The organism is Pseudomonas sp. TE3728, from assembly GCF_056279145.1.
In genome coordinates this window covers 6,030,435-6,057,076 of the sequence record NZ_JBWBQT010000001.1, presented here as the reverse complement: position 1 = coordinate 6,057,076, position 26,642 = coordinate 6,030,435, and the positions used below count along the sequence as shown (strand labels likewise).

The following is a 26,642-nucleotide window of genomic DNA, read 5'->3' as shown; positions in this document are numbered from 1 at the left end:
CTACGCAAGACTGCGTCCAGCGGACATTCCGCGGTGAGTCTTGCACGCAAGGCTCACGACGGGCCGTACCGCCGTGGTTTCTTATTGTCTTAACGCTTCTTGCGGTTGGCGATGTGGATGGCGCCGCCATTCACAGCCAAAGCTGCTTCGTGCAAGGCTTCAGACAGGGTCGGATGGGAGAAAACCATCATGCCCAGGTCTTCAGCGCTGGTGCCGAATTCCATACCGATCGCGCCCTGCTGAACCAGTTCTGCAGCGCTCGGGCCAATCACGTGGACGCCCAATACGCGGTCAGTCTTGGCATCGGCAATGACTTTCACGAAACCGCCGGTGTCGTTGGCTGCCATGGCACGGCCACTGGCTGCGAACGGGAAGGTGCCAACGTTAACTTCAACGCCTTCAGCCTTCAAGGCCTGCTCGGTTTTGCCGACCCACGCGATTTCCGGGTGAGTATAAATAACTGACGGGATCAAGTCATAGTTCATCTGGGCTTTGTGGCCCTTGATGCGCTCGACAACCATGATGCCCTCTTCCGAGGCCTTGTGTGCCAGCATCATGCCGCGAACCACGTCACCGATGGCGTAAACGCCCGGTACAGTGGTGGCGCAGTGATCGTCAACGTGCACAAAACCGCGCTCGTCCAGGGTCACACCGCAATCAGCAGCCAGCAAATCAGTGGTCACCGGACGGCGACCAACGGCTACGATCAGCTTGTCGAAAGTGATGTTCTGTTCGCCGTTGGCATCGGTGTAGTTCACAACGACTTCGTCGCCGTTCACTTTGGAACCGGTAACGCGAGCGCCCAGCTTGATGTCCAGACCTTGTTTGGTCAGGGTTTTCAGCGCTTCCTTGGAAACGGCAGCGTCAGCGGCCATCAGGAAGGTGTCCAGCGCTTCGAGAACGGTAACTTCTGCACCCAGACGGGACCAAACCGAACCCAGTTCCAGACCGATCACGCCAGCGCCAATCACGCCCAGACGTTTTGGCACGGACTGGAATTCCAGCGCGCCAGTCGAATCGACGATCACATTCTGGTCGACCGGAGCCGGTGGAATGTCGATCGGACGCGAGCCTGGAGCCAGAATCACGTTCTCGGCTTCAATGATTTCTACCGAACCGTCAGGCTTGGTGACTTCGATTTTCTTGCCGGCCAGCAGTTTGCCGTGGCCCTGGATCGAGGTCACACCGTTTGCCTTGAACAGGGTGGCAACACCCGAGGTCAGGCCTTTGACGATGTTGGCTTTACGGCCGACCATTGCTGGCACGTCCATGGTCACGCCAGCGTGGTTGATACCGTGGATCGCGAAGCCGTCTTGGGCTTCGTGGAACTTCCAGGAGCTGTCCAGCAGCGCCTTGGATGGAATGCAGCCGACGTTCAGGCAAGTACCGCCGAGGGCCAGTTTGCCTTCCTTGTCGGTGTATTTCTCGATGCAGGCAGTGGAGAGGCCCAATTGCGCTGCTTTAATGGCAGCCACGTAGCCGCCAGGGCCCGCGCCAATCACTACCACGTCGAATTTCTGAGTCATGTGTCATTCCTTCTCGAATCAAACCGGACGGCCCCTTTTGGGGACCGTCGTGGGACGAAGCTGGTCATTACAGAAGGGCCGTCCATCGCTGAGCGGCCCGTGCAACGAAATCAGATATCCAGCAGCAAACGAGCCGGGTCTTCCAGCAGGTTCTTGATGGTAACCAGGAAGGTCACAGCTTCTTTGCCGTCGATCAAACGGTGATCGTAGGACAGAGCCAGGTACATCATCGGACGGATAACGACTTGGCCGTTGATCGCCATAGGACGCTGCAGAATGTTGTGCATGCCCAGGATGGCCGCTTGTGGCGGGTTGACGATCGGAGTCGACATCATCGAACCGAAGGTACCACCGTTGGTGATGGTGAACGTACCACCGGTCATTTCATCCATCGACAGCTTGCCGTCACGAGCCTTCTTGCCGAAGGTAGCGATGCCGCCTTCGATTTCAGCCAGGCTCATCAGTTCGGCGTTACGCAGAACCGGTACAACCAGGCCGCGGTCGCTGGAAACAGCAACACCGACGTCGGCGTAGCCGTGGTAAACGATGTCAGCACCGTCGATCGACGCGTTGACAGCCGGGAAGCGTTTCAGCGCTTCGGTGGCAGCCTTGACGAAGAACGACATGAAGCCCAGGCGCACGCCGTTGTGGGACTTCTCGAACAGATCCTTGTACTTCGAACGCAGGGCCATGACTTCGGTCATGTCGACTTCGTTGAAAGTGGTCAGCATCGCCATGTTCGATTGAGCTTCAACCAGACGCTTGGCCACGGTGGCGCGAACGCGGGTCATCGGTACGCGCTTCTCGATGCGATCGCCGGCAGCGAACACTGGAGCAGCAGCGGCAGGCGCAGCAGCCTTGGCAGGCGCGGCAGCCGGAGCGGCTTTCTTGGCAGCTACAGCGGCAACAACGTCTTCCTTGGTCACACGACCGCCTTTGCCAGTACCGGCAACGGAAGCGATGTTGATGCCGTTTTCTTCAGCCAGCTTGCGAGCAGCCGGTGCAGCAACAGGATCGTCTTCGCCCGCTTCGGCAGGAGCAGCGGCAGCGGCAGCAGGTGCAGCAGCGGCGGCTGGAGCGGCAGCAGCACCGCCCTCACCGATGGAGCCCAGAACTTCGTCGGACAGAACGGTGTCGCCTTCGTTTTTGACGATAGCGCCCAGCACGCCATCAGCGGTGGCCAACACTTCCAGTACGACTTTGTCAGTTTCGATGTCGACGATCAGTTCGTCACGCTTGACGGCGTCGCCCGGTTTTTTGTGCCAGGTGGCAACGGTGCCATCGGCAACCGATTCCGGGAAAGTGGGGGCTTTGATTTCGATAGCCATTATCTGTGGGTCCTTAAATTCGGTTTCAGGTGCGCGAAGGCGTTAAACAGTAAAGGCGTCTTGCAGCAGTTGTTCCTGCTGCTCAGCGTGCATCGATGCATAACCACAAGCAGGTGCAGCAGAAGCCTCACGGCCCGCGTACTCGAGTACGAGAGACTTGTTGAGCGTACTGATGCTACGACGCAAGTGGTGTTGGCTGCAGTACCAGGCACCCTGGTTCATCGGCTCTTCCTGACACCAAACGGCATGCTTGGCGTTGGTGTAAGGAGCCAGGACTTCTTTCAGGTCGTCCTCAGGGAATGGGTACAGCTGCTCGATACGCACGATGGCGATGTCATCACGACCTTCGGCACGGCGTTTTTCCAGCAGGTCGTAGTAGACCTTGCCGCTACACAGAACAACGCGCTCGACCTTTTTCGGGTCCAGGGCATCGATTTCCGGGATAACGGTCTGGAACGAACCTTCGGCCAGATCTTCCAGGGTCGAGATGGCCAGTTTGTGACGCAGCAGCGACTTCGGAGTCAGGACGATCAACGGCTTGCGCAGCGGGCGAATCACCTGACGACGCAGCAAGTGGTAGATCTGAGCCGGGGTGGTCGGGACGGCAACCTGAACGTTGTGCTCGGCGCACAGTTGCAGGTAACGCTCCAGGCGGGCCGAAGAGTGCTCCGGACCCTGACCTTCATAACCGTGCGGCAGCAGCATGGTCAGACCGCAGAGACGACCCCACTTGTGCTCGCCACTGGTGATGAACTGGTCGATAACCACTTGGGCACCGTTGGCGAAGTCGCCGAACTGGGCTTCCCAGATCACCAGCGCCTCAGGCGTGGTGGTCGAGTAACCGTATTCGAACGCCAGCACGGCTTCTTCGGACAGGAACGAATCGTACAGGTCGAAACGTGGCTGGCCCTTGTACAGGTTTTGCAGCGGGACGTAGGTACCCGCGTCTTTCTGGTTGTGCAAGACAGCATGACGGTGCGAGAACGTACCGCGACCGATGTCCTGGCCCGTCATGCGAATCGGGTGACCTTCGAACGCCAGGGTCGCGTACGCCATGGTTTCGGCGTAACCCCAGTTGATCGGCAGGCCGCCGGCTTGCATTTTCTGACGGTCTTCGTAGATTTTCGAAACCTGGCGCTGAACCACGAAGCCTTCCGGAATTTCCAGCAGCTTGGCGGACAGTTCCTGCAAGGTTTTCAGATCGAAACGAGTGTCGTGACGCGCGGTCCAGGCGTGGCCCAGATACGGACGCCAGTCCACGAACAACTCTTTGTTCGGCTCTTTGACCAGGCTTTTTACAACATGCAGACCGTTGTCCAGCGCATTGCGGTATTCGTCGACTTTCGCCTGAACACGCTCTGCGTCCAGCACACCGCTCTGGGTCAGACGATCGGCATACAGCTCACGGGTGGTGCGCTGTTTGGTGATCTGCTGGTACATGATTGGCTGGGTGCCGCTAGGCTCGTCGGCCTCGTTGTGGCCACGACGACGGTAGCAGACCATATCGATTACCACGTCACGCTTGAACTGCATGCGGTAGTCGATGGCCAGTTGGGTCACGAACAACACGGCTTCCGGATCATCACCATTCACATGGAGGATCGGTGCCTGGATCATCTTCGCAACGTCGGTCGCGTACTCGGTGGAGCGCGAGTCCAGCGGGTTGCTGATGGTGAAACCGACCTGGTTGTTGATCACGATGTGCACGGTGCCGCCGGTCTTGAAACCGCGGGTCTGCGACATCTGGAAGGTTTCCATGACCACACCTTGACCGGCAAATGCCGCGTCACCGTGGATGGAGATCGGCAGAACCTTCTCGCCGGTAGGGTCGTTACGACGATCCTGACGGGCGCGAACCGAACCCTCGACCACCGGGGAAACGATTTCCAGGTGTGAAGGGTTGAAGGCCATGGCCAGGTGAACTTCACCACCGGTGGTCATCACGTTGGACGAGAAGCCCTGGTGATACTTGACGTCACCGGAACCCAGCTCGACCTTCTTCTTGCCTTCGAACTCGTCGAACAGCTCGCGCGGGTTCTTGCCAAAGGTGTTGACCAGCACGTTGAGACGGCCACGGTGGGCCATGCCAATCACGATTTCCTTGGTGCCATAGGAACCGGAACGCTGGATCAGCTCGTCGAGCATCGGAATCAGGCTCTCGCCGCCTTCCAGACCGAAACGCTTGGTACCCGGGTATTTGGTCCCGAGGTATTTTTCCAGGCCTTCGCCAGCGGTGACGCGCTCAAGCAGGTGGCTCTTGATGTCGACGGAGTACGTCGGACGGCCGCGCACGCTTTCCAGACGCTGCTGGAACCACTGGCGCTGCTCGGAATCGGTGATATGCGTAAATTCAGCGCCGATGGTGCGGCAATATGTCTGCTGCAACGCTTCGTGAATTTCGCGTAGGCTCGCCTCCTCTTTGCCGATGAACAGGTCGCCGGCACGGAAGGTCGTATCAAGATCGGCATTGGTCAAGCCGTAATGATTGATTGACAGGTCTGCAGGTGCAGGACGCTGCCACAGCCCCAGCGGGTCAAGCTGGGCTGCCTGGTGGCCACGCATACGGTAGGCCTGGATCAATCGCAGCACTTCAACTTGCTTCTTCTCGTGCTCACTGCTCACGCTACCGGCGGAAACCGGTTGGGCGCGGCGCTGGTTCTTTGCCAGCAAGACGAAATGATCGCGAATTGTGGAGTGCGAAACATCGGTGACAGGGTTGCCATCAGCAGGCAACTTCTGGAAGTAGGTGCGCCACTCTTCTGGCACAGCGTTAGGGTCGTGCAGGTAGAGCTCGTAGAGCTCTTCCACATAGGCAGCGTTACTACCGGATAGGTAGGCGCTGTTCCACATGCGCTGCATCACGCTTTCTTGCATGCTTGGTCACCCTCGGTTAGGGGAACACCACCGGCGTCGACACCGAGCAAACTTGCAGAAGTCCGAATGCAGCGACTAAAACAAGCCACTTAGGATCACGCTGATAGTCCGGGTACCAGCCCGGATGCCCCTGCTTGTCTCATTTCTTCAAAATAAGAGCGGCAGCCTTTTAAGCTGCTGCTCAGGTTAAAACTACGGCGCCGGTTGAAGCCTGCGCCGCAGCATCTACGGGTACAGCGGTCCTACGGGTACAGCAGCTGAATCACACGCCGCTTTGCAGCAACATGTTACGGATGTGACCGATGGCCTTAGTCGGGTTCAGGCCTTTCGGACAAACGTTGACGCAGTTCATGATGCCCCGGCAGCGGAATACGCTGAACGGGTCATCCAGCGAAGCCAGACGCTCGGATGTCTTGTTGTCGCGGCTGTCTGCCAGGAAGCGATAGGCTTGCAGCAGAGCAGCCGGACCCAGGAACTTGTCCGGGTTCCACCAGAAGGACGGGCACGAAGTCGAGCAGCAAGCGCACAGGATGCACTCGTACAGACCGTCGAGCTTTTCACGCTCTTCAGGGGACTGCAGACGCTCGATGGCCGGAGCCGGCGTGTCGTTCTGCAGGTATGGCTTAACCTTTTCATATTGCTTGTAGAAGATGCTCATATCGACGACCAGGTCACGGATAACCGGCAAACCTGGCAGCGGACGAACGATCAGCTTGTTACGTTTAACGACGGCAGACAGCGGCGTGATGCATGCCAGACCGTTTTTGCCGTTGATGTTCATGCCGTCGGAACCGCAAACACCTTCACGGCAAGAGCGACGATAGGAGAAACCTTCGTCCTGCTCTTTGATCAGGGCCAGCACGTCCAGCACCATCAGGTCTTTACCACCGGTATCAACCTGGAATTCCTGCATGAACGGCGCAGCGTCCTGATCAGGGTTGTAACGATAAACACTGACTTGCAACATGGCGGCCACCCTTAATAAGTCCGAATCTTAGGTTCAAAAGTCGGAACAGTCTTCGGCGAGAAGTTCACAGCACGCTTGGTAACGCGCTTGTCACCCGGGAAGTACAGGGTGTGGCACAGCCAGTTTTCATCGTCACGGTCTTCGAAGTCTTCACGGGCGTGAGCACCGCGGGACTCTTTGCGCACTTCTGCAGCGATAGCAGTGGCTTCGGCCACTTCCAGCAGGTTCTGCAGTTCCAGCGCTTCGATACGCGCCGTGTTGAACGCCTGGCTTTTGTCGTTGATCTTGACGTTGGCGATACGGCCACGCAGATCAGCCAGCTGAGCAATACCCTTCTGCATGTATTCGCCGGTACGGAACACACCGAAGTAGTTCTGCATGCAGCTTTGCAGTTCGCGACGCAGGGTTGCCACGTCTTCACCTTCGGTACGCTCGTTCAGAGCGGACAGACGTGCCAGGGCCGCGTTGATGTCGGCGTCGGTGGCGTCATCGTATTCGATACCGTCGCTCAGCGCTTTTTCCAGGTGCAGGCCGGCAGCGCGGCCGAATACCACCAGGTCAAGCAGCGAGTTGCCGCCCAGACGGTTGGCGCCGTGAACCGATACGCACGCCACTTCACCCACTGCGAACAGGCCAGGGATGATTTCGTCGACGCCTTCGTCGTTCTGGGTGATTGCCTGACCGTGAATGTTGGTCGGAACGCCGCCCATCATATAGTGGCAGGTCGGAACGACCGGAACCGGAGCAACAACAGGGTCAACGTGTGCGAAAGTCTTGGACAGTTCGCAGATGCCTGGCAGACGGCTGTGCAGCACTTCCTCGCCCAAGTGGTCGAGTTTGAGCATTACGTGGTCGCCATTCGGACCGCAACCGTTGCCGGCGATGATCTCTTTAACCATCGAACGGGCAACGACGTCACGACCGGCAAGGTCTTTGGCGTTCGGAGCATAACGCTCCATGAAACGCTCGCCGTGCTTGTTGATCAGGTAACCACCTTCACCACGGCAACCTTCGGTAACCAGTACACCGGCGCCGGCGATGCCGGTCGGGTGGAACTGCCACATTTCGATGTCTTGTACCGGTACGCCGGCACGCAGCGCCATACCAACGCCGTCACCGGTATTGATCAGGGCGTTGGTGGTCGAAGCGTAGATACGACCTGCACCGCCGGTGGCCAGTACGGTGGCCTTGGCGCGGATGTAGGTGGTTTCGCCGGTTTCGATGCAGATGGCAATCACGCCGACGAATGCGCCTTCCTGGTTTTTCACCAGATCAACAGCGTAGTACTCGTTCAGGAACGTGGTGCCAGCTTTCAGGTTGCCCTGATAAAGGGTGTGCAGCAGCGCGTGACCGGTACGGTCGGAAGCAGCGCACGTACGGGCGGCCTGGCCACCTTTACCGTAGTCCTTGGACTGACCACCGAACGGACGCTGATAGATACGACCTTGTTCGGTACGCGAGAACGGCATACCCATGTGGTCCAACTCGTATACGGCGGCAGGACCTTCCTGACACATGTATTCGATAGCGTCCTGGTCACCGATATAGTCGGAACCCTTGACGGTATCGTACATGTGCCAGCGCCAGTCATCGTTCGGATCGGCAGACGCAATGGCGCAAGTGATGCCGCCCTGGGCCGACACGGTGTGCGAACGGGTAGGGAAAACCTTGGTGATCACGGCAGTCTTGTGACCGCCTTGTGCCAGTTGCAGCGCTGCGCGCATGCCGGCACCGCCGCCACCAATAATGATGGCGTCGAAAGAAATCGTTGGAATGTTAGCCATGGATCAGATACCCCAGAGAATCTGCACACCCCAGACGAAGTAAGCGAACATCGCAACGCCGCATACTGCCTGGAAAAGGAAACGTACTGCAGTCGCGGACTTGCCCAGCGCCATCGGCGTCAGGTAGTCAGTCGCGATGGTCCACATGCCGACCCAGGCGTGAGCGCCCAGGGCTACAAGGGCCAGCAGACTGAAGATACGCATCCAGTTGCTTGCGAACAGTTCGTGCCATTGGGTGTAGCCAATGCCAGGATTCGCAACGAGGTATCCGATCAGGAAGATGAAATAAGCCGCGAGAACGACCGCAGACACACGCTGTGCCATCCAGTCATAGAGGCCCGAACGCGACAGGTTCGTAACGCTGGTTACCATATCCAAACTCCCGCCAGAACGATCAACACCGCAGATACGGCGATAATGATTTGCGAGCCCAGTTTGCCGCCTTCCAGCGTCTCACCGATGCCCATATCCATAATCAAATGGCGCACACCGGCTACCAGGTGATACAGAAGAGCGGACAGGAGGCCCCATGCTACGAACTTGGCCAGCGGGCTGGTCAAGCATGCCTTCACCTCGGCAAAACCTTCCTCGGAACCCAGAGACTTGCCCAATGCATAAAGCATGAAGCCAAGGCCCAGGAAGAGGATGATGCCGGAAACACGGTGAAGAAACGACGTAACGCCGGTGATGGGGAGTTTGATGGTCCTTAGGTCTAGGTTTACAGGTCGTTGGCTTTTCACGGCTTTTTTTCACACTGAAGAGCCCCTAACAATCAGGGCAAAGTTGTTGGGGAGTGCACTGGTCAGGTAACCACCACCCAGGGATGCGACCCCCAATAAAGCAGGCCCAAAAGCCCCTGGCGGTCGGTGGCCGAGTATAGACAGTTAGGCTACTAATGACAACGCGTTCACCTTCCCCTAATAGCTGATTGCACAAGTGACATAAAAGGCGTAAATGGCAGTCAATTTCGAGGAAAAAGTCCGGTTAAAGCCTTCTGGAGCAAGACTTTAGGCAAATTGACATTCGAATTTATCTCACTATAGTGGTGCGGGCCCTGCGTGGGGGGTCTGTCTGATGATTTCAAGCATAAATAGGAGGCCACATGGCTGACAAAAAAGCGCAGTTGATCATCGAGGGCGCAGCCCCCGTCGAGCTGCCCATTTTAACCGGCACCGTTGGTCCCGATGTTATCGACGTTCGGGGCCTGACGGCCACGGGCCGTTTCACCTTTGACCCTGGTTTCATGTCGACTGCCTCCTGCGAGTCGAAGATCACCTATATCGACGGCGACAACGGCATTTTGCTGCACCGCGGCTACCCGATCGAACAGCTGGCTGAAAAGTCGGACTACCTGGAAACCTGCTATCTGCTGCTCAATGGCGAATTGCCGACCGCAGAACAAAAGGCCCAGTTCGTCGGCACCGTGAAGAACCACACCATGGTTCACGAGCAATTGAAGACCTTCTTCAACGGCTTCCGTCGCGACGCCCACCCGATGGCCGTCATGTGCGGCGTAGTGGGTGCCCTCTCGGCCTTCTACCACGACTCCCTCGACATCAATAACCCGCAGCATCGCGAAATCTCCGCGATCCGCCTGGTTGCCAAGATGCCGACCCTGGCCGCAATGGTTTACAAGTACTCCATGGGCCAACCCATGATGTACCCGCGCAACGACCTGTCGTACGCGGAAAACTTCCTGCACATGATGTTCAACACCCCGTGCGAGATCAAACCGATCAGCCCGGTACTCGCCAAGGCCATGGACCGGATCTTCATCCTCCATGCCGACCACGAGCAGAACGCATCGACTTCTACCGTACGTCTGGCCGGCTCGTCGGGTGCCAACCCGTTCGCCTGTATCGCCGCCGGTATCGCTGCGCTGTGGGGCCCTGCCCACGGCGGTGCGAACGAAGCCGTTCTGACCATGCTTGACGAGATTGGCGATGTTTCGAACATCGACAAGTACATCGCCAAGGCCAAGGACAAGAACGATCCGTTCAAACTGATGGGCTTCGGTCACCGGGTTTACAAAAACCGCGACCCACGCGCCACCGTCATGAAGCAAACCTGCGACGAAGTGCTGAAAGAGCTGGGCATCACCAACGATCCGCAACTCGAACTGGCCATGCGCCTGGAAGAGATCGCCCTGACCGATCCGTACTTCATCGAACGCTCGCTGTACCCGAACGTCGACTTCTACTCGGGGATCATCCTCAAGGCGATCGGCATTCCAACCAGCATGTTCACCGTGATCTTCGCTCTGGCGCGGACTGTCGGCTGGATTTCCCACTGGAAAGAAATGCTCTCCAGCCCGTACAAGATTGGCCGTCCGCGTCAGCTGTACACTGGCTATGAGTCGCGTGATATCACTCGGCTTGAAGACCGCTGATAAGCGCTGTCTTGCGATAACGTCTTAAGCTGCACCGGAAACGGCCTCTATTGGATAGGGGCCGTTTTTGTTTGTGCCTGACGTTGAGTTACGCGGCGGCCTGAGGGCCGACCGGGCTCTGTGGTTGTGTACATATCCGTTTCTTCGGTTGCGCCGGCTGGCGGTTCCGCTCTTACAGCGGGTCACTTTGGAAAAGCGCCAAAGTAACCAAAACGCTCTTGCCCCTTTCGTTCGGTGCCTCGCCCAGGCTCGGCATGCCCTCGCTCCGGTCCTGCTCCGTGGGCCCACCGCCATCGGCCATCCATGGCCGGGGGCGGCTAACCCGGCATCCATGCCGGGTTGCCCACTGCGCAGAACCTCCACTCGGCCTCTCGAGGGGGCGGTGCATCAAGATCAAAAGCTGCAGGCGAGCTAACGCTCGGCCTGTTTAGTGGTGAAAAGCAGAGCGGATGGCTCTGATTTTGGATGTGCTCTGATTTTTTGTGGGAGCGGGCTTGCTCGCGAAGCTGTTGATCTTGCTGTTGCTTTGGCTTTTGATCTTGATCTTTCGCCCCTTTCCCAGAGGCCGAACGCAGGCGTTGCGTAGGGGGCACCGCGGCAAGGATGCCGCGGTAGCCGCCCCCGGCCATGGATGGCCGATGGCGGCGGGCCCCCGGAGCAATGCCGGAGTGAGGGCATGCCGAGCCTAAGCGAGGCACCGAATGGCGGGGCAAGAGCGCTTTGGTTATTTTCGCGCTTTTCGAAAGTGACTCGCTGTAAGAGCGAAACCATAGGCGGCCGTAACCGCAGAAACGGATATGTACACGTTCAAAGAGCCCGGCCCGCTATCAGGCAGCCTACGCGAGCAAGCCGAACAGAGTCCGATAACCGCCCAATAAAAAATGCCCCGATCTCTCGACCGGGGCATTCGTTTTAACGCTGCTTATATATAGAAGCCTTAGTGCGAAACCGCCCCACTCGCCCCCAACCCGGTCTGCGAACGAACAAACTGCGGGAAGAACAGCGCCCGCTCGCTCACACCTTCGGCGGACTTGTCAGTGACCGAGAAGAACCAGATCCCGACAAACGCTATGCCCATGGAGAACAACGCCGGGTATTCATACGGGAAGATCGCCTTCTCGTGACCCAGGATCTGCACCCAGATGGTTGGCCCCAACACCATCAAGCCAACTGCACTGACCAGACCCAGCCAGCCGCCGATCATCGCACCGCGAGTCGTCAGCTTCTTCCAGTACATCGAAAGCAGCAGTACCGGGAAGTTACAGCTCGCCGCGATGGAGAACGCCAGGCCCACCATGAACGCGATGTTCTGCTTCTCGAACAGAATACCCAAGCCGATCGCCAGCACCGCCAGAGCGATGGTGGTGATTTTCGAGACACGGATCTCGTCCTTCTCGTTGGCCTTGCCCTTCTTGATCACACTGGCGTACAGGTCATGGGACACCGCCGAAGCACCGGCCAGGGTCAGACCAGCCACCACCGCCAGGATGGTTGCGAACGCCACCGCCGAGATGAAGCCCAGGAAGATACTGCCCCCCACCGCATTGGCCAAATGCACCGCTGCCATGTTATTGCCGCCCATCAGCGCGCCAGCCGCATCTTTGAAAGCCGGATTGGTGCTGACCAGCAGAATCGCGCCGAAGCCGATGATGAAGGTCAGGATGTAGAAGTAGCCAATGAAGCCGGTTGCATACAGCACGCTTTTACGCGCTTCTTTAGCGTCACTCACGGTGAAGAAGCGCATCAGAATGTGCGGCAGGCCAGCGGTACCGAACATCAGTGCCAGGCCGAGGGAGAACGCCGAAATCGGATCTTTCACCAGGCCGCCCGGGCTCATGATCGCCTCACCTTTAGGGTGAACCTTGATCGCCTCGGAGAACAGCGCGTTGAAGTCGAAGTTGACGTGCTTCATCACCATCAGCGCCATGAACGAGGCACCGGACAGCAGCAGCACCGCCTTGATGATCTGCACCCACGTGGTCGCCAGCATGCCGCCGAACAGCACGTACAGGCACATCAGGATACCGACCAGGATCACCGCAACGTGATAGTCGAGACCGAACAACAGCTGAATCAGCTTGCCAGCACCCACCATTTGCGCGATCAGGTAGAACGCCACCACCACCAGCGAACCGCATGCCGACAGCGAGCGGATCTGGGTTTGCCCGAGGCGGTAGGACGCCACGTCGGCAAAGGTGTATTTGCCCAGGTTGCGCAGGCGCTCGGCGATCAGGAACAGAATAATCGGCCAACCCACCAGGAAGCCGATCGAGTAGATCAGGCCATCGTAGCCGGAGGTGAACACCAGGGCGGAAATACCCAGGAAGGACGCCGCGGACATGTAGTCACCGGCAATCGCCAAGCCGTTCTGGAAACCGGTGATCTTGCCGCCCGCCGCATAGTAGTCGGCGGCCGAGTTGTTTTTCTTGGAAGCCCAATAAGTGATGCACAGGGTTGCACCCACGAATGCCACGAACATCAGGATCGCGGAAATGTTGAGTGGTTGTTTCTGTACCGCACCCGTCAGGGCTTCAGCCGCCCAGGCGCCAGGTGCGAAGGCTGCGATGCTCAATAGAGCCATTAGACGCCGGATCATTGCTGAGCCTCCTTGAGAATCGCATTGTTCAAGTCGTCGAATTCGCCGTTGGCGCGTCGCACGTAGATGCCCGTCAGGACAAAGGCCGAAACGATCAGCCCGACACCGATCGGAATGCCCCAGGTAATTGAGGACTCGGGGCTGATTTTTGCGCCCAGGATATGCGGTCCGTAAGCAATCAAAAGAATGAATCCGGAGTACAGCCCAAGCATGATCGCTGAAAGAATCCAGGCGAATCGTTCTCTCTTGCTGACCAGCTCCTTGAAGCGCGGGCTGTTTTGAATCGAGAGGTAAATGCTGTCGTTCATTGTTTTTATCCTCGCAGCACAGATTTAGTTGGAACGGTATCCACTCTATGCGGCTGCCGGACAGGTTCCAGACGACCTTAGTATTAGAACGACATGACAGAGTCGCCATTTCTCATGCATGCGTTAAACACATAAAAAAGCAAAAGGCCCCTTGGCATAAATGCCAAGGGGCCTCGAGAGGTACTGACTAGACGCTTCAAATCAAATCATTTGACCCAGTCGGCAACGCGATCCGGGTGTTTGGCCACCCAATCCTTCGCTGCGGCTTCAGGCTTGGCACCCTCCTGAATCGCCAACATGACTTCGCCGATTTCGTCTTTCGACGCCCATTGGAAGTTCTTCAGGAACTTCGCGACTTCAGGTGCTTTGGCATCCAGGCCCTTGCTACCGATGCTATTTACGGTTTCAGCCGCACCGTAAACGCCTTTCGGATCTTCCAGGAAACGCAGTTTCCACTTGGCGAACATCCAGTGCGGCACCCAACCGGTGACGGCAATGGATTCGTTTTTCTTCTCGGCACGGGTCAGCTCGGCAATCATGCCGGCGCCGGAACTGGCCTTGAGGGTATAGCCGTCCAGGCCATAGTCCTTGATCGCCTGCTCGGATTTGAGCATCACGCCTGAACCGGCATCGATACCGACGATACGATTTTTGAAGCTGTCGTCGGTTTTCAGATCGGCAATAGACTTGGCCTTGACGTACTCCGGCACGATCAGGCCGATTTTTGCATCCTTGAAGTTCGGGCCGTAATCGACGACCTGATCCTTGTTCTTGGTCCAGTATTCACCGTGGGTCACGGGCAGCCACGCCGACAGCATGGCGTCGAGTTTGCCAGTGGCCACACCCTGCCACATGATCCCGGTGGCAACCGCTTGCAGCTTCACGTCATAACCGAGTTTCTGTCTGATCACTTCCGCGGCCACGTTGGTCGTGGCGACGCTGTCCGACCAGCCGTCTACATAACCGATCGTCACTGCCTTGCCTTCAGCACTGGCCATCGTAGAACTGATCGCCAGCACCAAAGCGGCACCTGCGCCCAAGAGTCGTCGCATCTTCATCGTTACTTCCCCGAAAGTGCTGCGCTCGACGGATGCCGAGCCGCTCAACGTATTGTTATGGTGCACAGCGCCCCCATCACGCCTCACCGCAAACTCGTTCAAACATCAGCGGAGTACTGACGATTGGATGATCAACCTGACGCCAACGGCGACCTGCTCTGCCAGCGACCTCAAGGCATCGAGAAACGACATCAGAAGGCCATTAATTGCAACCGTCGCAAATCCATCCGCCTCCCCGCCTGAACTTTGCATGTCAAAATTATGCGGGCCACCAAGCGCGGGACAAATGCAGGTAACATGCGCGGCTTTGTTCCCAGACGGCCTGACCATGCCCGCGACATCCCGCTTTCCTCTTCTTGCTTATTTATTTGCCTGCCTGCTGGGGCTTTTTGCCCTCGGTGGCTTCTGGTATGGACTCGGCAAACCGGTGATCCTGCCGGACGTGGCCAGCGCAACCCACAAGCTGCAATGCGCCTCCTACACCCCGTTCGACAAAGACCAATCGCCATTCGACGTGCCGTTCAAACTGCGCCCCGAGCGCATGGACGCCGACCTCGCACTGCTGGCAACCCGTTTCGAATGCATCCGTACTTATTCCATGACCGGCCTCGAGGCCCTGCCCGACCTGGCACGCAAGCACGGCTTGAAGCTGATGATCGGCGCCTGGGTCAACAGCAACCCGGTGGACACCGCCAAGGAGGTCGACCTGCTGATCGCCTCGGCCAATGCCAACGCCGATGTAGTGACCTCGGTGATCGTAGGTAATGAAACCCTGCTGCGCAAGGAAGTCACCGGCGCACAGTTGGCGACGCTGATTAACAAGGTCAAAAGTCAGGTCAAACAACCGGTGACCTACGCCGACGTCTGGGAATTCTGGCTCAAGCATCCCGAAATCGCTCCGGCGGTGGACTTCCTGACCATTCATTTGCTGCCGTACTGGGAAGACGATCCGTCGAACATCGACGCCGCGCTGCAGCATGTAGCCGAAGTGCGTCAGGTGTTCGGCAACAAATTTGCGCCCAAAGACGTGATGATTGGCGAAACCGGCTGGCCGAGCGAAGGCCGTCAGCGCGAAACCGCCCTGCCGAGCCGGGTCAATGAAGCCAAGTTCATTCGCAGCTTTGTGATCATGGCCGAACAGCAAGGCTGGCATTACAACTTGATCGAGGCGTTCGACCAACCCTGGAAACGCGCCAGCGAAGGTGCGGTCGGGGGTTACTGGGGATTGTTCGACGCCGATCGCCAGGATAAAGGCGTACTCGCCGGGCCAGTCTCGAACGTGCCGTACTGGTCGCAATGGCTGGCGCTGGGTGGGTTGATCTTCATCGGCACACTGATCCTCGGCGGTCGCGTTCGCAGCACCCGTGCGGCGCTGGTACTGCCGCTGCTCGGCGCGCTGGCCGCCTGCTCGATGGGTGCCTGGGGCGATTTGGCTCGGGTCACCACACGGTTTGCCAGTGAATGGCTGTGGGTCGCCTTGCTGACGGGGTTGAATCTGTTGGTGCTGGCCCATGCCGCGCTGGCCTTGAGCGCTCGTACCGGCTGGCGTGAACGCGCCTTCAATGCACTGGAGCGTCGCGCTGGCTGGTGGCTGGCAGCGGCAGGTTTTGCCGCGGCGGTGATGATGCTGGAGCTGGTATTCGACCCGCGTTATCGCAGCTTCCCGAGTGTCGCGTTCATCCTGCCGGCGCTGGTGTACCTGTGCCGTCCGGTCAGTGTGCCACGCCGGGAAATTGCCCTGCTGACCTTCATCATCGGCGCCGGCATTGCGCCGCAGTTGTATCAAGAAGGTTTGCAGAACCAGCAGGCCTGGGGTTGGGCGCTGGTGAGTGTGTTGATGGTGGCGGCGTTGTGGCGCAGCTTGCGGGTTCGCAAGGGCTGATCAACAAAGCAAGATCAAAAGATCGCAGCCTTCGGCAGCTCCTACGCGCCTGTGGGCGCTGCCGCAGACTGGGATCTTTTTTATCAGGCGCTACGAGAAGCCCGGACCAGACGCAATGCAGCAATCACCACCGCAAACACCGCCAACGTGGTGTTGTACAACGCCAGCGCCGGAAACCCGAACACCAGCGCCAGCACCGCCAGCCACCACCCCGCTCGCCCTGGCAGAACAAAACCAATCACGGCGGCAGCCATTGCCGTCCAGCCCAACACCTTGAAATGAATCATCAAGCCCAGGTTCGACCGAATCTGGCATTCCCAGCGACTGGCCTCGTCAACGCAAATGCCGACCCATTGCGCATCCTCCATGAAGCCATAACGCGCGCCATAACTGGCGGCCAGCCACAATGGCAGAAGAACGAGCAACAGGATCACGGGCAGACGGCGGGACATGAAACACTCCAATAAACGAAATCGGCGGCCAGCTTAATCCCCCGCCCGCGGTAAGCAAGTGACATCAACAGATAACTGTTCATCAAATAGCTGCAAAGTGTATCGTCCAGCTACCGTTGCTCCGAAATCAGGCCTGATTGGTGCCCATCATGGCACTTTGGCGCAAATCCTGTGGTCATAGCCTGCGAACTTCATCCGGCACCTTCCTCTAAGGGATCTAGTCATGCTCCGTTCCTTGCGCTGCGCCGCCCTGTTTGGCGGCTTGATTTTAAGTGCGTCCGCACTGGCGGCCGACATTGATGCCGCCAGTTACGGCTACCCCCTGACCAACCCGTTCGAGGCGACTATCGCCACGACACCGCCGGAGTTACGCCCGGAGTTGCCGCTGGACGACGATATCAATCAGGAGGATCGCAGCGTCACATTGCGCCCGGAGCGTGAATTCAGCCTGCCGGACAATTTCTGGCCGGTGAAGAAACTCACCTACCGCATCGCCACGCAAGATCAAGCGGCACCGTTGATCTTCCTGATCTCCGGCACGGGTGCACGCTATGACAGCACCCTCAACGAGTACCTGAAAAAGCTCTACTACAAGGCCGGCTATCACGTGGTGCAGCTGTCGTCGCCCACCAGCTTCGACTTCATGACCGCCGCTTCGCGTTTCGCCACACCGGGCGTGACCAAGGAGGATGCTGAAGACATGTACCGGGTGATGCAGGCCGTGCGGGCGCAGAACCCGAAGCTGCCGGTCACCGATTATTTCCTGACCGGTTACAGCCTTGGCGCACTGGATGCGGCATTTGTCGCGCACCTGGATGAAACCCGTCGCAGCTTCAATTTCAAGAAAGTCTTGCTGCTCAACCCACCGGTCAACCTTTACACCTCGGTCACCAACCTGGACAAGCTGGTACAGACAGAGGTAAAGGGCATCAACAACAGCACCACCTTCTATGAACTGGTACTGGACAAACTGACCCGCTACTTCCAGCAGAAGGGCTACATCGACCTCAACGATGCCCTGCTCTACGACTTCCAGCAGTCCAAGCAGCACCTGAGCAACGAGCAGATGGCCATGCTGATTGGCACTTCGTTCCGTTTCTCGGCAGCGGACATCGCCTTCACCTCGGACCTGATCAACCGCCGCGGCCTGATCACGCCACCGAAATACCCGATCACCGAAGGCACCACCCTCACGCCGTTCCTCAAACGCGCGCTGCAATGCGACTTCGACTGCTACCTGACCGAACAGGTCATCCCGATGTGGCGTGCCCGCACCGATGGCGGCAGCCTGCTGCAACTGATCGATCAGGTCAGCCTGTATGCACTCAAGGATTACCTGCACGACAGCCCGAAAATCGCCGTCATGCACAACGCCGACGACGTGATCCTCGGCCCTGGCGACCTGGGGTTTCTGCGCCAGACCTTTGGCGACCGTTTGACTGTTTATCCATTGGGCGGCCATTGCGGCAACCTCAACTATCGCGTCAACAGCGACGCCATGCTGGAGTTTTTCCGTGGCTAAATACCCCCTGCTGATCGCAGCGTTACTCTGTGCAGGCGTCGCCAACGCCGACAACAGCAAAGCCAATGCACCTGTGGTGGTCGATAGCGACGGCTTCAAGCAACCACTGAGCAAACTCAAATTCAATCCAGGGCTGGATCAACGCGAATTCGAACGTTCGACGCTCAACGCATTGAACGTTTACGACCCGCTGGAAGAGTGGAACCGCCGCGTCTACCACTTCAACTACCGTTTCGACCAATGGGTGTTCCTGCCCGTGGTCAACGGCTATCGCTACATCACCCCAAGTTTCCTGCGCACCGGCGTCAGCAACTTCTTCAACAACGTCGGCGATGTGCCAAACCTGGTGAACAGTTTGCTGCAATTCAAAGGTCAGCGTTCGATGGAAACCACCGCGCGCCTGCTGCTCAACACCACCATCGGTGTCGCCGGACTGTGGGACCCGGCCACCGCCATGGGGCTGCCGCGCCAGAGCGAAGACTTCGGTCAGACACTGGGCTTCTACGGCGTACCGGGCGGCGCCTACTTCGTGCTGCCGATCCTCGGCCCGTCGAACCTGCGTGACACGGCTGGCCTGGTGGTGGATTACACCGGTGAATCAGCGATCAACTTCCTGAACGTGGCCGAAGTCAGCTCCAACCATCCGGAAGTCTTGGCACTGCGCATCATCGACAGGCGCTATCAGAACAGCTTCCGCTACGGTCAGCTGAATACGCCGTTCGAATATGAAAAAGTGCGTTACGTGTACACCGAGTCGCGCAAGCTGCAGGTCGCCGAGTAATTGCATCGGCAACACCACAAAACAAATGTGGGAGCGGGCTTGCTCGCGAAGGCGGTATAACAGTCAACATTGATGCTGAATGTTATTACCTCTTCGCGAGCAAGCCCGCTCCCACACTTGATCGTATTGCCAGGCTTCAACCTTTGACTGCTTTCCAGGTCTTGCTCACCGCCATCACTCCCACCAACACCGCCGCACCCGCCACAATCCCGGCCACCACATTCAGCAACGTCGGCACGATAAACCCGGCCCCACCAGCCCCCGCGCTGACACTCTCGATCCAGTGATGAACCACCGGCACGCCGTGGGTCAGAATCCCGCCGCCGACCAAGAACATCGCCGCGGTACCGATCACCGACAGGCTTTTCATCATGTACGGCGCTGCACGCAGAATCCCGCCGCCGATGCTTTTGGCCATCTGCCCGGGCTTCAGGGCCAGCCACTGACCGAGGTCGTCGAGTTTGACGATGCCGGCCACCAAGCCGTAGACGCCAATGGTCATGACAATGGCAATGCCCGAGAGCACGATCACTTGCTGGGTCAGCGAAGCGTCAGCCACGGTGCCCAGGGTGATGGCGATGATTTCCGCCGAGAGAATGAAGTCGGTACGGATCGCACCTTTGATCTTGTCCTTTTCGAACGTCACCAGATCGACCGCCGGGTTGGCCACAGCCTCGACCAATTCTGCGTGTTCAGCCTGATCTTCAGCTTTGCTGTGCAGGAATTTGTGGGCGAGCTTCTCGAAACCTTCGAAGCACAGGTAAGCGCCACCGACCATCAACAACGGCGTGACCAGCCACGGAATGAACGCACTGATGGCCAAGGCCGAGGGCACCAGGATCAGCTTGTTGAGGAACGAGCCTTTGGCCACGGCCCACACCACCGGGATTTCCCGCTCGGCACGCACGCCGGAAACCTGCTGGGCGTTGAGCGCCAGATCGTCGCCAAGCACGCCAGCGGTCTTCTTCGCGGCCATTTTGGTCATCAACGCCACATCGTCCAGTACAGTGGCGATGTCGTCGATCAGCACCAGCAAACTGCTTCCCGCCATGAATCAGGTTTCCTTCTTGAATGAATGGTGCGCAGCATAGCGCGACCCGAGGCCAGACGGGGCATTCTTGAGCGCCGCGCGAGGCCGGTGCTACCATGCGCAACCGCCAGAACAGGCAAGGAACTCCTTGGTTTATGAGCACCATCCGCGAGCGCAACAAAGAACTGATCCTGCGTGCCGCCAGTGAAGAATTTGCCGACAAGGGCTTCGCTGCGACCAAAACCAGTGACATCGCGGCCAAGGCCGGGCTGCCCAAGCCTAACGTCTACTACTACTTCAAATCCAAGGAAAATCTCTACCGCGAGGTTCTGGAAAGCATCATCGAGCCAATCCTGCAGGCCTCGACGCCGTTCAACGCCGACGGCGTGCCCAGCAAAGTGCTGAGCGGCTACATTCGCTCGAAAATCCGCATCTCCCGTGACCTGCCCTTCGCCTCCAAGGTGTTCGCCAGCGAAATCATGCACGGCGCCCCGCACCTGAGCCCTGACCTGGTCGAGCAGCTCAACGGCCAGGCGAGGCACAACATCGACTGCATCCAGACCTGGATCGACCGGGGCCAGATCGCCCCGATCGACCCCAACCACCTGATGTTCAGCATCTGGGCCGCGACTCAGACCTATGCCGACTTTGACTGGCAGATCTCTGCGGTTACCGGCAAGGCCAAATTGGATGAGGCCGACTATGAAGCGGCGGCACAGACGATTATCCGGTTGGTGCTTAAGGGGTGTGAGCTGGATCGGTAAACCGTGGTGCGGCCTTCGCGAGCAAGCCCGCTCCCACATTGGATCTACTGCGTACACAAAATCTGTGAACAACCGAGATCAACTGTGGGAGCGGGCTTGCTCGCGAATGGGGCAACTCGGTCCCACATCAAACCCAGATAGCATCCCACAACGGATAGTCGCCAAGCTTTTCAATCAGCCCCGCCCGCAATGGGTTCGCGACAACATATCGAGCGAGCTTCACCAAATCCTCCTCTCGCCGCAATGCATGATCATGAAAACTCTGTTGCCAAAGGCTGCCTACCCTGCCAGCCGCCGCATTGATCGATCGAGTACTCAACGATTTGGTCTGACACATCAGTTGTCCCAGCGATCCTCTTTGTAGCTGGATTAACCAGTGAAAATGGTCAGGCATGACCACAAAGGCCAAGGAGTCGGCAAAACCCTGATCCTGTGCTTGCTTGAATTGATGTACGACCATCCTGCCCAAGGTGTAATCCTTGAAAACAGGCTCCCGCCCAAGGGTATTGGCCGTCAGTAGGTAGATGCGGTTTTGCTCTGCATAACGACCAATGCGCAGGCGATGTGATGCTGACAGTTCAGGCATTCCTTTGCCCCTTCATGGATGAAATCATGAAAAGGCTAGATCAGCGAATACCGGATAGTGGGGCATACTTTTAGCTGGATGTGTCTGGAACATCGCCTTCGCGAGCAAGCCCGCTCCCACCGTTGATCTGCGGTGTTCACACAATTTGTGTCCACCGACGATCCCGTGTGGGAGCGGGCTTGCTCGCGAAGGCGGTAGATCAGTCACCCAATAATCAAGCCGTCACCCCCGCATCCGCCCTCAACCCCTGCGCCTCGATCGCCCTGATCGCACACTGCTCATCAACATCAGACAAATCACCACTGATGCCCACCGCCCCCAACACACTCCCATCCTGATCCCGAATCAACACGCCGCCCGGTACCGGGACGACGCTGCCCTGCCCCAGGCTATTCAGCGCGGCGAAGAACGCCGGGCGTTGTTGGGCGTCCTGGGCCAGCAGGCGTGAGCCCTTGCCCAGGGCGATCGCGCCCCAGGCTTTGCCGATGGCGATCTGCGGGCGCAGCAAGCTGGCGCCGTCTTCGCGCTGCAGCGTTATCAAGTGCCCGCCGGCGTCCAGCACGGCAACGGTCAAGGGCGCGGCAGAGATTGCGCGGCCTGCGGAGATGGCCTGGTTGGCCAGGTTGACTGCGACGTTCAAGGTTAAAGCGCTCATGGTGCCGTCCTCATTTTGTTATTGGGAAAGCCGTTGGATTGCTTTCTGTTGCGCAATCCGATGCAACAAATAGAACACAATGAATTATTTTTTTGTATACAATAATCATCGAAAAGCACCACATGCGACGAAAAGCCACAGTCCTTCGGGCTTCCGACGAATGAAACAGCTGCTTGAGAAAATGGATTGACCTGCGCCATCCGCCGTGAATACACTCTGCGCAAAGCCACTTGTATACAATTACAAAACGTAAGAGGCACAAAACCATGAGCAAAATGAGAGCAATCGAAGCCGCCGTTCTGGTGATGCGCCGTGAAGGGGTTGATACCGCTTTTGGCATCCCGGGCGCCGCGATCAACCCGCTGTACTCCGCCTTGCAGAAGGTCGGTGGCATCGATCACGTCCTCGCTCGCCACGTTGAAGGCGCCTCGCACATGGCCGAGGGCTACACCCGCACCAAGGCCGGCAACATCGGCGTGTGCATCGGCACCTCCGGCCCGGCCGGCACCGACATGGTCACCGGGCTCTACAGCGCCTCGGCCGACTCGATCCCGATCCTGTGCATCACCGGCCAGGCACCCCGGGCCCGGATGCACAAGGAAGACTTCCAGGCCGTCGATATCACCAGCATAGTCAAGCCGGTCACCAAATGGTCGACCACCGTCATGGAGCCGGGCCAGGTGCCTTACGCGTTCCAGAAAGCCTTCTATGAAATGCGCTCCGGCCGCCCAGGCCCCGTGCTGATCGACCTGCCGTTCGACGTGCAGATGGCTGAAATCGAATTCGACATCGACGCCTATGAACCGCTGCCGCTGGCCAAGCCGACCGCTAATCGCGTACAGATCGAGAAGGCTCTGGCCATGCTCGATCAGGCTGAACGTCCATTGCTGGTCGCCGGTGGTGGCATCATCAATGCCGACGCCAGCGAGTTGCTGGTGGAGTTCGCTGAGCTGACCGGCATTCCAGTGATCCCGACCCTGATGGGCTGGGGCACCATCCCGGACGATCACCCGCTGATGGTTGGCATGGTCGGTCTGCAAACCTCACACCGTTACGGCAACGCCACGATGCTGAAGTCCGACTTGGTGCTGGGCGTCGGTAACCGTTGGGCTAACCGTCACACCGGTTCGGTCGACGTTTACACCGAAGGCCGCAAGTTCATTCATGTCGACATCGAACCGACCCAGATCGGCCGCGTGTTCACCCCGGACCTGGGCATCGTGTCCGACGCTGCTGCCGCGTTGACCGTGTTCATCGAAGTCGCTCGCGAATGGCAAGCCGCCGGCAAGCTGAAAAACCGCAGCGCCTGGCTGCAAGACTGCCAGCAGCGCAAAGCCAGCCTGCAGCGCAAGACTCACTTCGACAACGTGCCGGTCAAGCCGCAGCGGGTTTACGAAGAAATGAACCAGGTCTTCGGCAAGGACACCTGCTACGTCAGCACCATCGGCCTGTCGCAGATTGCCGGCGCGCAGTTCCTGCACGTCTACAAGCCGCGTCACTGGATCAACTGCGGCCAGGCCGGCCCGCTGGGCTGGACCATTCCGGCCGCACTCGGCGTGGTCAAGGCTGATCCGACCCGTAAGGTTGTGGCGCTGTCTGGGGATTATGACTTCCAGTTCATGATCGAAGAACTGGCCGTAGGCGCGCAGTTCAAGCTGCCGTACATCCACGTTGTCGTGAACAACTCGTACCTGGGGCTGATCCGTCAGGCTCAGCGCGGTTTCGATATGGACTATTGTGTGCAGCTGTCTTTCGACAACCTCAACGCTCCGGAACTCAACGGTTATGGTGTCGACCACGTCGCCGTCGCCGAAGGCCTGGGCTGCAAGGCGTTGCGGGTGTTCGAACCGGCTCAGATCCAGCCTGCCCTGCGCAAGGCTCAGGAACTGATCGAGGAGTTCAAGGTGCCGGTGATCGTCGAAATCATTCTGGAGCGCGTGACCAACATTTCCATGGGCACCGAGATCAACGCCGTCAACGAATTCGAAGACCTGGCGCTGGTCGGCAACGATGCGCCAACGGCGATTTCGCTGCTCGATTAATTGCTGACCGCTCTCCCTGTGGGAGCGAGCCTGCTCGCGATGAGGCCGGCACATTCAACATTGATGTTGACTGCCCCACCGCTATCGCCAGCAGGCTGGCTCCCACAGGGGATCTGCACATATTTACAGGAGACCACCATGCCGCGTTTCGCAGCCAACCTGTCCATGCTGTTCACCGAGCAGGATTTTCTTGCCCGCTTCGACGCTGCCGCCAAGGCCGGCTTCAGTGGTGTCGAATACCTGTTCCCTTACGATTTCAGCTCCGCCGAAATCAAGGCCAAGCTCGATGCCAATGGCTTGACCCAGGTGCTGTTCAACCTGCCGGCCGGTGACTGGGCCAAGGGCGAGCGCGGTATTGCGTGCTTGCCGGATCGGGTCGAAGAATTCCGCGCCGGTGTCGATCTGGCCATCGCTTACGCCAACGTGCTGGGCAATACCCAGATCAACTGCCTGGCCGGTATTCGTCCACAAGGCATCGACGATGCCACCGTGGAAAAGACCTTCGTTGCCAACCTCAAATACGCGGCCGACAAGCTGCAAGCGGTGGGCATCAAACTGGTGATGGAAGCGATCAACACCCGTGACATCCCAGGCTTCTACCTGAACAACACGGCGCAAGCCCTGTCGATTCGCGAACAAGTCGGCAGCGCCAACCTGTTCCTGCAATACGACATCTATCACATGCAAATCATGGAGGGCGACCTGGCCCGCACCATGGCCGCGCACCTGGGCGAGATCAACCACATCCAGTTGGCCGACAACCCAGGGCGCAACGAACCGGGCACCGGTGAAATCAATTACCGCTTCCTGTTCGAACACCTGGACCGCATCGGTTATCAGGGTTGGGTTGGCTGCGAATACAAGCCGCTGACCACCACCGAAGCGGGTCTGGGCTGGTTGAAAACCCATAACGCAATCTGACCGAACACGGTCATCACTGTAGGAGCTGCCGAAGGCTGCGATCTTTTGACTTTGCTTTTCAAGATCAAGATCAAGATCAAAAGATCGCAGCCTTCGGCAGCTCCTACAGGGAGCCACACAAAAAACAAGAGGATTTTCTCATGGCTAAAATCGGATTTATCGGCACTGGCATCATGGGCCACCCAATGGCGTTGAACCTGCAGAAAGCCGGTCACAGCCTGTTCCTGTCGGCGCACCACGACCCGGCGCCTGCCGATCTGGTCGCTGCTGGCGCCATCGCGCTGGCGAACCCGAAAGAAGTGGCCCAGGAAGCCGAGTTCATCATCGTCATGGTCCCGGATACCCCGCAGGTCGATGACGTGCTGTTCCGCGCCGACGGCGTTGCAGCGGGCGTGAGCAAGGGCAAAGTCGTGATCGACATGAGCTCGATCTCGCCAACCGCCACCAAAGCCTTCGCTGGCAAGATCAACGAGAAAGGCGCGCAGTACCTCGACGCCCCGGTTTCCGGCGGCGAAGTCGGCGCCAAAGCCGCGACCCTGAGCATCATGGTCGGCGGCGATGCCGATGCCTTCGAACGCGCCCTGCCGCTGTTCCAGGCCATGGGCAAGAACATCACTCTGGTCGGTGGCAACGGCGACGGTCAAACCGCGAAAGTGGCGAACCAGATCATCGTCGCGCTGAACATCCAGGCCGTCGCCGAAGCCTTGCTGTTCGCCTCGAAAAACGGTGCCGATCCAGCCAAGGTGCGTGAAGCGCTGATGGGTGGCTTCGCCTCGTCGAAGATCCTTGAAGTCCACGGCGAACGCATGATCAAGGGCACCTTCGACCCGGGCTTCCGCATCAGCCTGCATCAGAAGGACCTGAACCTGGCCCTGGCCGGCGCTCGCGAATTGGGCATCAACCTGCCGAACACCGCCAATACCCAGCAAGTGTTCAGCACCTGCGCGGCCATCGGTGGTAGCAACTGGGACCACTCGGCGCTGATCAAAGGCCTGGAACACATGGCGAACTTCTCGATTCGGTAGGAGCTGCCGAAGGCTGCGATCCTTTGATCTTCACGCCTTACCTTTCACCGCGTTATCCGCAAAAAGATCGCAGCCTGCGGCAGCTCCTACAGGATCCGGTTCATCCCTCCAAAAAGGGGTGAACCTTCCAGAGCTGCCGTAGGCTGCCTTCC

The 26,642-nt window shown here is 58.4% G+C and carries 22 protein-coding genes; 8 read left to right on the top strand and 14 right to left on the bottom strand.

The genetic code is table 11. The features are described from left to right. Window positions 1–89 precede the first annotated feature (89 nt). The 7 genes from lpdA to sdhC all read right to left on the bottom strand — a co-directional run bounded on the left by lpdA (window position 90) and on the right by sdhC (window position 9,219). A complete protein-coding gene (gene lpdA / locus ACZ89R_RS26740) occupies window positions 90–1,526 on the bottom strand; it encodes a dihydrolipoyl dehydrogenase (RefSeq protein ID WP_429547581.1) in 1,437 nt (478 codons plus the stop codon). Window positions 1,527–1,636: 110 nt separating this feature from the next. Beyond that, window positions 1,637–2,854 (bottom strand): 2-oxoglutarate dehydrogenase complex dihydrolipoyllysine-residue succinyltransferase, encoded by a 1,218-nt coding sequence (gene odhB / locus ACZ89R_RS26735; protein ID WP_367374780.1) that lies wholly within the window; start codon window positions 2,852–2,854, stop codon window positions 1,637–1,639. Between the two features lie 42 nt (window positions 2,855–2,896). Continuing rightward, entirely contained in the window at window positions 2,897–5,728 is a 2,832-nt protein-coding gene (locus ACZ89R_RS26730) for a 2-oxoglutarate dehydrogenase E1 component (RefSeq protein ID WP_192345752.1), read from the bottom strand. A gap of 262 nt (window positions 5,729–5,990) precedes the next feature. Beyond that, window positions 5,991–6,695, bottom strand: a complete 705-nt coding sequence (locus ACZ89R_RS26725; RefSeq protein WP_007898989.1) for a succinate dehydrogenase iron-sulfur subunit — start codon at window positions 6,693–6,695, stop codon at window positions 5,991–5,993. Between the two features lie 11 nt (window positions 6,696–6,706). Further along, on the bottom strand, window positions 6,707–8,479 hold the full coding sequence (gene sdhA / locus ACZ89R_RS26720) for a succinate dehydrogenase flavoprotein subunit (protein ID WP_429547582.1): 1,773 nt from the start codon (window positions 8,477–8,479) through the stop codon (window positions 6,707–6,709). A gap of 3 nt (window positions 8,480–8,482) precedes the next feature. After that, window positions 8,483–8,851: a succinate dehydrogenase, hydrophobic membrane anchor protein gene (gene sdhD, locus ACZ89R_RS26715; protein ID WP_052967227.1), complete on the bottom strand. Its 369-nt coding sequence runs from the start codon at window positions 8,849–8,851 to the stop codon at window positions 8,483–8,485. Continuing rightward, the gene (gene sdhC, locus ACZ89R_RS26710) at window positions 8,845–9,219 is read right to left on the bottom strand and encodes a succinate dehydrogenase, cytochrome b556 subunit (protein WP_032830362.1); all 375 of its coding nucleotides are present in this window, start codon (window positions 9,217–9,219) and stop codon (window positions 8,845–8,847) included. The genes sdhD and sdhC overlap by 7 nt, the downstream gene beginning before the upstream one ends. Before the next feature lie 362 nt (window positions 9,220–9,581). On the opposite strand from sdhC, the gene gltA reads away from it, so the two are divergent. Continuing rightward, complete coding sequence (gene gltA, locus ACZ89R_RS26705; protein WP_008071464.1) at window positions 9,582–10,868, top strand: citrate synthase; 1,287 nt, start codon at window positions 9,582–9,584, stop codon at window positions 10,866–10,868. A 937-nt stretch (window positions 10,869–11,805) separates the two neighbouring features. Here the strand turns inward: gltA and ACZ89R_RS26700 are convergent. The 3 genes from ACZ89R_RS26700 to ACZ89R_RS26690 all read right to left on the bottom strand — a co-directional run bounded on the left by ACZ89R_RS26700 (window position 11,806) and on the right by ACZ89R_RS26690 (window position 14,830). After that, on the bottom strand, window positions 11,806–13,464 hold the full coding sequence (locus tag ACZ89R_RS26700) for a cation acetate symporter (protein ID WP_429547583.1): 1,659 nt from the start codon (window positions 13,462–13,464) through the stop codon (window positions 11,806–11,808). Continuing rightward, window positions 13,461–13,772, bottom strand: a complete 312-nt coding sequence (locus ACZ89R_RS26695; protein WP_007939152.1) for a DUF485 domain-containing protein — start codon at window positions 13,770–13,772, stop codon at window positions 13,461–13,463. Before ACZ89R_RS26695 ends, ACZ89R_RS26700 begins: the two co-directional genes overlap by 4 nt. 206 nt (window positions 13,773–13,978) lie before the next feature. Continuing rightward, window positions 13,979–14,830 carry a glycine betaine ABC transporter substrate-binding protein gene (locus ACZ89R_RS26690; protein ID WP_123496121.1) on the bottom strand — a complete coding sequence of 284 codons (852 nt, stop codon included), beginning with the start codon at window positions 14,828–14,830 and terminating at the stop codon, window positions 13,979–13,981. 286 nt (window positions 14,831–15,116) lie between these two features. Here ACZ89R_RS26690 and ACZ89R_RS26685 point away from each other — a divergent pair, with 286 nt between their 5' ends. Then, window positions 15,117–16,712 carry a glycoside hydrolase family 17 protein gene (locus ACZ89R_RS26685; protein WP_429547584.1) on the top strand — a complete coding sequence of 532 codons (1,596 nt, stop codon included), beginning with the start codon at window positions 15,117–15,119 and terminating at the stop codon, window positions 16,710–16,712. A gap of 83 nt (window positions 16,713–16,795) precedes the next feature. Here ACZ89R_RS26685 and ACZ89R_RS26680 read toward each other — a convergent pair whose 3' ends face one another. Continuing rightward, window positions 16,796–17,164 (bottom strand): hypothetical protein, encoded by a 369-nt coding sequence (locus tag ACZ89R_RS26680; protein WP_427626745.1) that lies wholly within the window; start codon window positions 17,162–17,164, stop codon window positions 16,796–16,798. Window positions 17,165–17,387: 223 nt separating this feature from the next. On the opposite strand from ACZ89R_RS26680, the gene ACZ89R_RS26675 reads away from it, so the two are divergent. Together ACZ89R_RS26675 and ACZ89R_RS26670 are read left to right on the top strand one after the other, a co-directional pair. Beyond that, window positions 17,388–18,686, top strand: a complete 1,299-nt coding sequence (locus tag ACZ89R_RS26675; RefSeq protein ID WP_429547585.1) for a serine/threonine protein kinase — start codon at window positions 17,388–17,390, stop codon at window positions 18,684–18,686. Continuing rightward, window positions 18,679–19,467, top strand: coding sequence for an MlaA family lipoprotein (locus tag ACZ89R_RS26670; RefSeq protein WP_123496113.1), 789 nt, complete (start codon window positions 18,679–18,681; stop codon window positions 19,465–19,467). Before ACZ89R_RS26675 ends, ACZ89R_RS26670 begins: the two co-directional genes overlap by 8 nt. A 136-nt stretch (window positions 19,468–19,603) precedes the next feature. Here the strand turns inward: ACZ89R_RS26670 and ACZ89R_RS26665 are convergent, their stop codons facing one another. Further along, window positions 19,604–20,518: a DUF808 domain-containing protein gene (locus tag ACZ89R_RS26665; protein ID WP_429547586.1), complete on the bottom strand. Its 915-nt coding sequence runs from the start codon at window positions 20,516–20,518 to the stop codon at window positions 19,604–19,606. A gap of 134 nt (window positions 20,519–20,652) precedes the next feature. Between ACZ89R_RS26665 and ACZ89R_RS26660 the strand changes: the two genes are divergently transcribed. Beyond that, window positions 20,653–21,261, top strand: a complete 609-nt coding sequence (locus ACZ89R_RS26660) for a TetR/AcrR family transcriptional regulator (RefSeq protein ID WP_429547587.1) — start codon at window positions 20,653–20,655, stop codon at window positions 21,259–21,261. Window positions 21,262–21,388: 127 nt separating this feature from the next. Here the strand turns inward: ACZ89R_RS26660 and ACZ89R_RS26655 are convergent, their stop codons facing one another. Together ACZ89R_RS26655 and ACZ89R_RS26650 are read right to left on the bottom strand one after the other, a co-directional pair. Beyond that, window positions 21,389–21,847, bottom strand: coding sequence for an REP-associated tyrosine transposase (locus ACZ89R_RS26655; RefSeq protein ID WP_401177308.1), 459 nt, complete (start codon window positions 21,845–21,847; stop codon window positions 21,389–21,391). Window positions 21,848–22,061: 214 nt separating this feature from the next. Further along, on the bottom strand, window positions 22,062–22,502 hold the full coding sequence (locus ACZ89R_RS26650) for a GlcG/HbpS family heme-binding protein (RefSeq protein WP_429547588.1): 441 nt from the start codon (window positions 22,500–22,502) through the stop codon (window positions 22,062–22,064). A 266-nt stretch (window positions 22,503–22,768) separates the two neighbouring features. On the opposite strand from ACZ89R_RS26650, the gene gcl reads away from it, so the two are divergent. The 3 genes from gcl (at window position 22,769) to ACZ89R_RS26635 (ending at window position 26,490) form a co-directional block, all read left to right on the top strand. Further along, window positions 22,769–24,544, top strand: coding sequence for a glyoxylate carboligase (gene gcl, locus ACZ89R_RS26645; RefSeq protein ID WP_429542760.1), 1,776 nt, complete (start codon window positions 22,769–22,771; stop codon window positions 24,542–24,544). A 138-nt stretch (window positions 24,545–24,682) separates the two neighbouring features. Next, complete coding sequence (gene hyi / locus ACZ89R_RS26640; RefSeq protein ID WP_429547589.1) at window positions 24,683–25,465, top strand: hydroxypyruvate isomerase; 783 nt, start codon at window positions 24,683–24,685, stop codon at window positions 25,463–25,465. A gap of 140 nt (window positions 25,466–25,605) precedes the next feature. Next, window positions 25,606–26,490, top strand: a complete 885-nt coding sequence (locus ACZ89R_RS26635) for a 2-hydroxy-3-oxopropionate reductase (protein WP_429547590.1) — start codon at window positions 25,606–25,608, stop codon at window positions 26,488–26,490. Window positions 26,491–26,642 lie beyond the last annotated feature (152 nt).

Coding starts and splice junctions, on each gene's coding strand:
- lpdA (WP_429547581.1), bottom strand. CDS start 1,526: ATGACTCAGAAATTCGACGTGGTAGTGATTGGCGCGGGCCCTGGCGGC.
- odhB (WP_367374780.1), bottom strand. CDS start 2,854: ATGGCTATCGAAATCAAAGCCCCCACTTTCCCGGAATCGGTTGCCGAT.
- ACZ89R_RS26730 (WP_192345752.1), bottom strand. CDS start 5,728: ATGCAAGAAAGCGTGATGCAGCGCATGTGGAACAGCGCCTACCTATCC.
- ACZ89R_RS26725 (WP_007898989.1), bottom strand. CDS start 6,695: ATGTTGCAAGTCAGTGTTTATCGTTACAACCCTGATCAGGACGCTGCG.
- sdhA (WP_429547582.1), bottom strand. CDS start 8,479: ATGGCTAACATTCCAACGATTTCTTTCGACGCCATCATTATTGGTGGC.
- sdhD (WP_052967227.1), bottom strand. CDS start 8,851: ATGGTAACCAGCGTTACGAACCTGTCGCGTTCGGGCCTCTATGACTGG.
- gltA (WP_008071464.1), top strand. CDS start 9,582: ATGGCTGACAAAAAAGCGCAGTTGATCATCGAGGGCGCAGCCCCCGTC.
- ACZ89R_RS26700 (WP_429547583.1), bottom strand. CDS start 13,464: ATGATCCGGCGTCTAATGGCTCTATTGAGCATCGCAGCCTTCGCACCT.
- ACZ89R_RS26695 (WP_007939152.1), bottom strand. CDS start 13,772: ATGAACGACAGCATTTACCTCTCGATTCAAAACAGCCCGCGCTTCAAG.
- ACZ89R_RS26690 (WP_123496121.1), bottom strand. CDS start 14,830: ATGAAGATGCGACGACTCTTGGGCGCAGGTGCCGCTTTGGTGCTGGCG.
- ACZ89R_RS26685 (WP_429547584.1), top strand. CDS start 15,117: ATGCAGGTAACATGCGCGGCTTTGTTCCCAGACGGCCTGACCATGCCC.
- ACZ89R_RS26680 (WP_427626745.1), bottom strand. CDS start 17,164: ATGTCCCGCCGTCTGCCCGTGATCCTGTTGCTCGTTCTTCTGCCATTG.
- ACZ89R_RS26675 (WP_429547585.1), top strand. CDS start 17,388: ATGCTCCGTTCCTTGCGCTGCGCCGCCCTGTTTGGCGGCTTGATTTTA.
- ACZ89R_RS26665 (WP_429547586.1), bottom strand. CDS start 20,518: ATGGCGGGAAGCAGTTTGCTGGTGCTGATCGACGACATCGCCACTGTA.
- ACZ89R_RS26660 (WP_429547587.1), top strand. CDS start 20,653: ATGAGCACCATCCGCGAGCGCAACAAAGAACTGATCCTGCGTGCCGCC.
- ACZ89R_RS26655 (WP_401177308.1), bottom strand. CDS start 21,847: ATGCCTGAACTGTCAGCATCACATCGCCTGCGCATTGGTCGTTATGCA.
- ACZ89R_RS26650 (WP_429547588.1), bottom strand. CDS start 22,502: ATGAGCGCTTTAACCTTGAACGTCGCAGTCAACCTGGCCAACCAGGCC.
- gcl (WP_429542760.1), top strand. CDS start 22,769: ATGAGCAAAATGAGAGCAATCGAAGCCGCCGTTCTGGTGATGCGCCGT.
- hyi (WP_429547589.1), top strand. CDS start 24,683: ATGCCGCGTTTCGCAGCCAACCTGTCCATGCTGTTCACCGAGCAGGAT.
- ACZ89R_RS26635 (WP_429547590.1), top strand. CDS start 25,606: ATGGCTAAAATCGGATTTATCGGCACTGGCATCATGGGCCACCCAATG.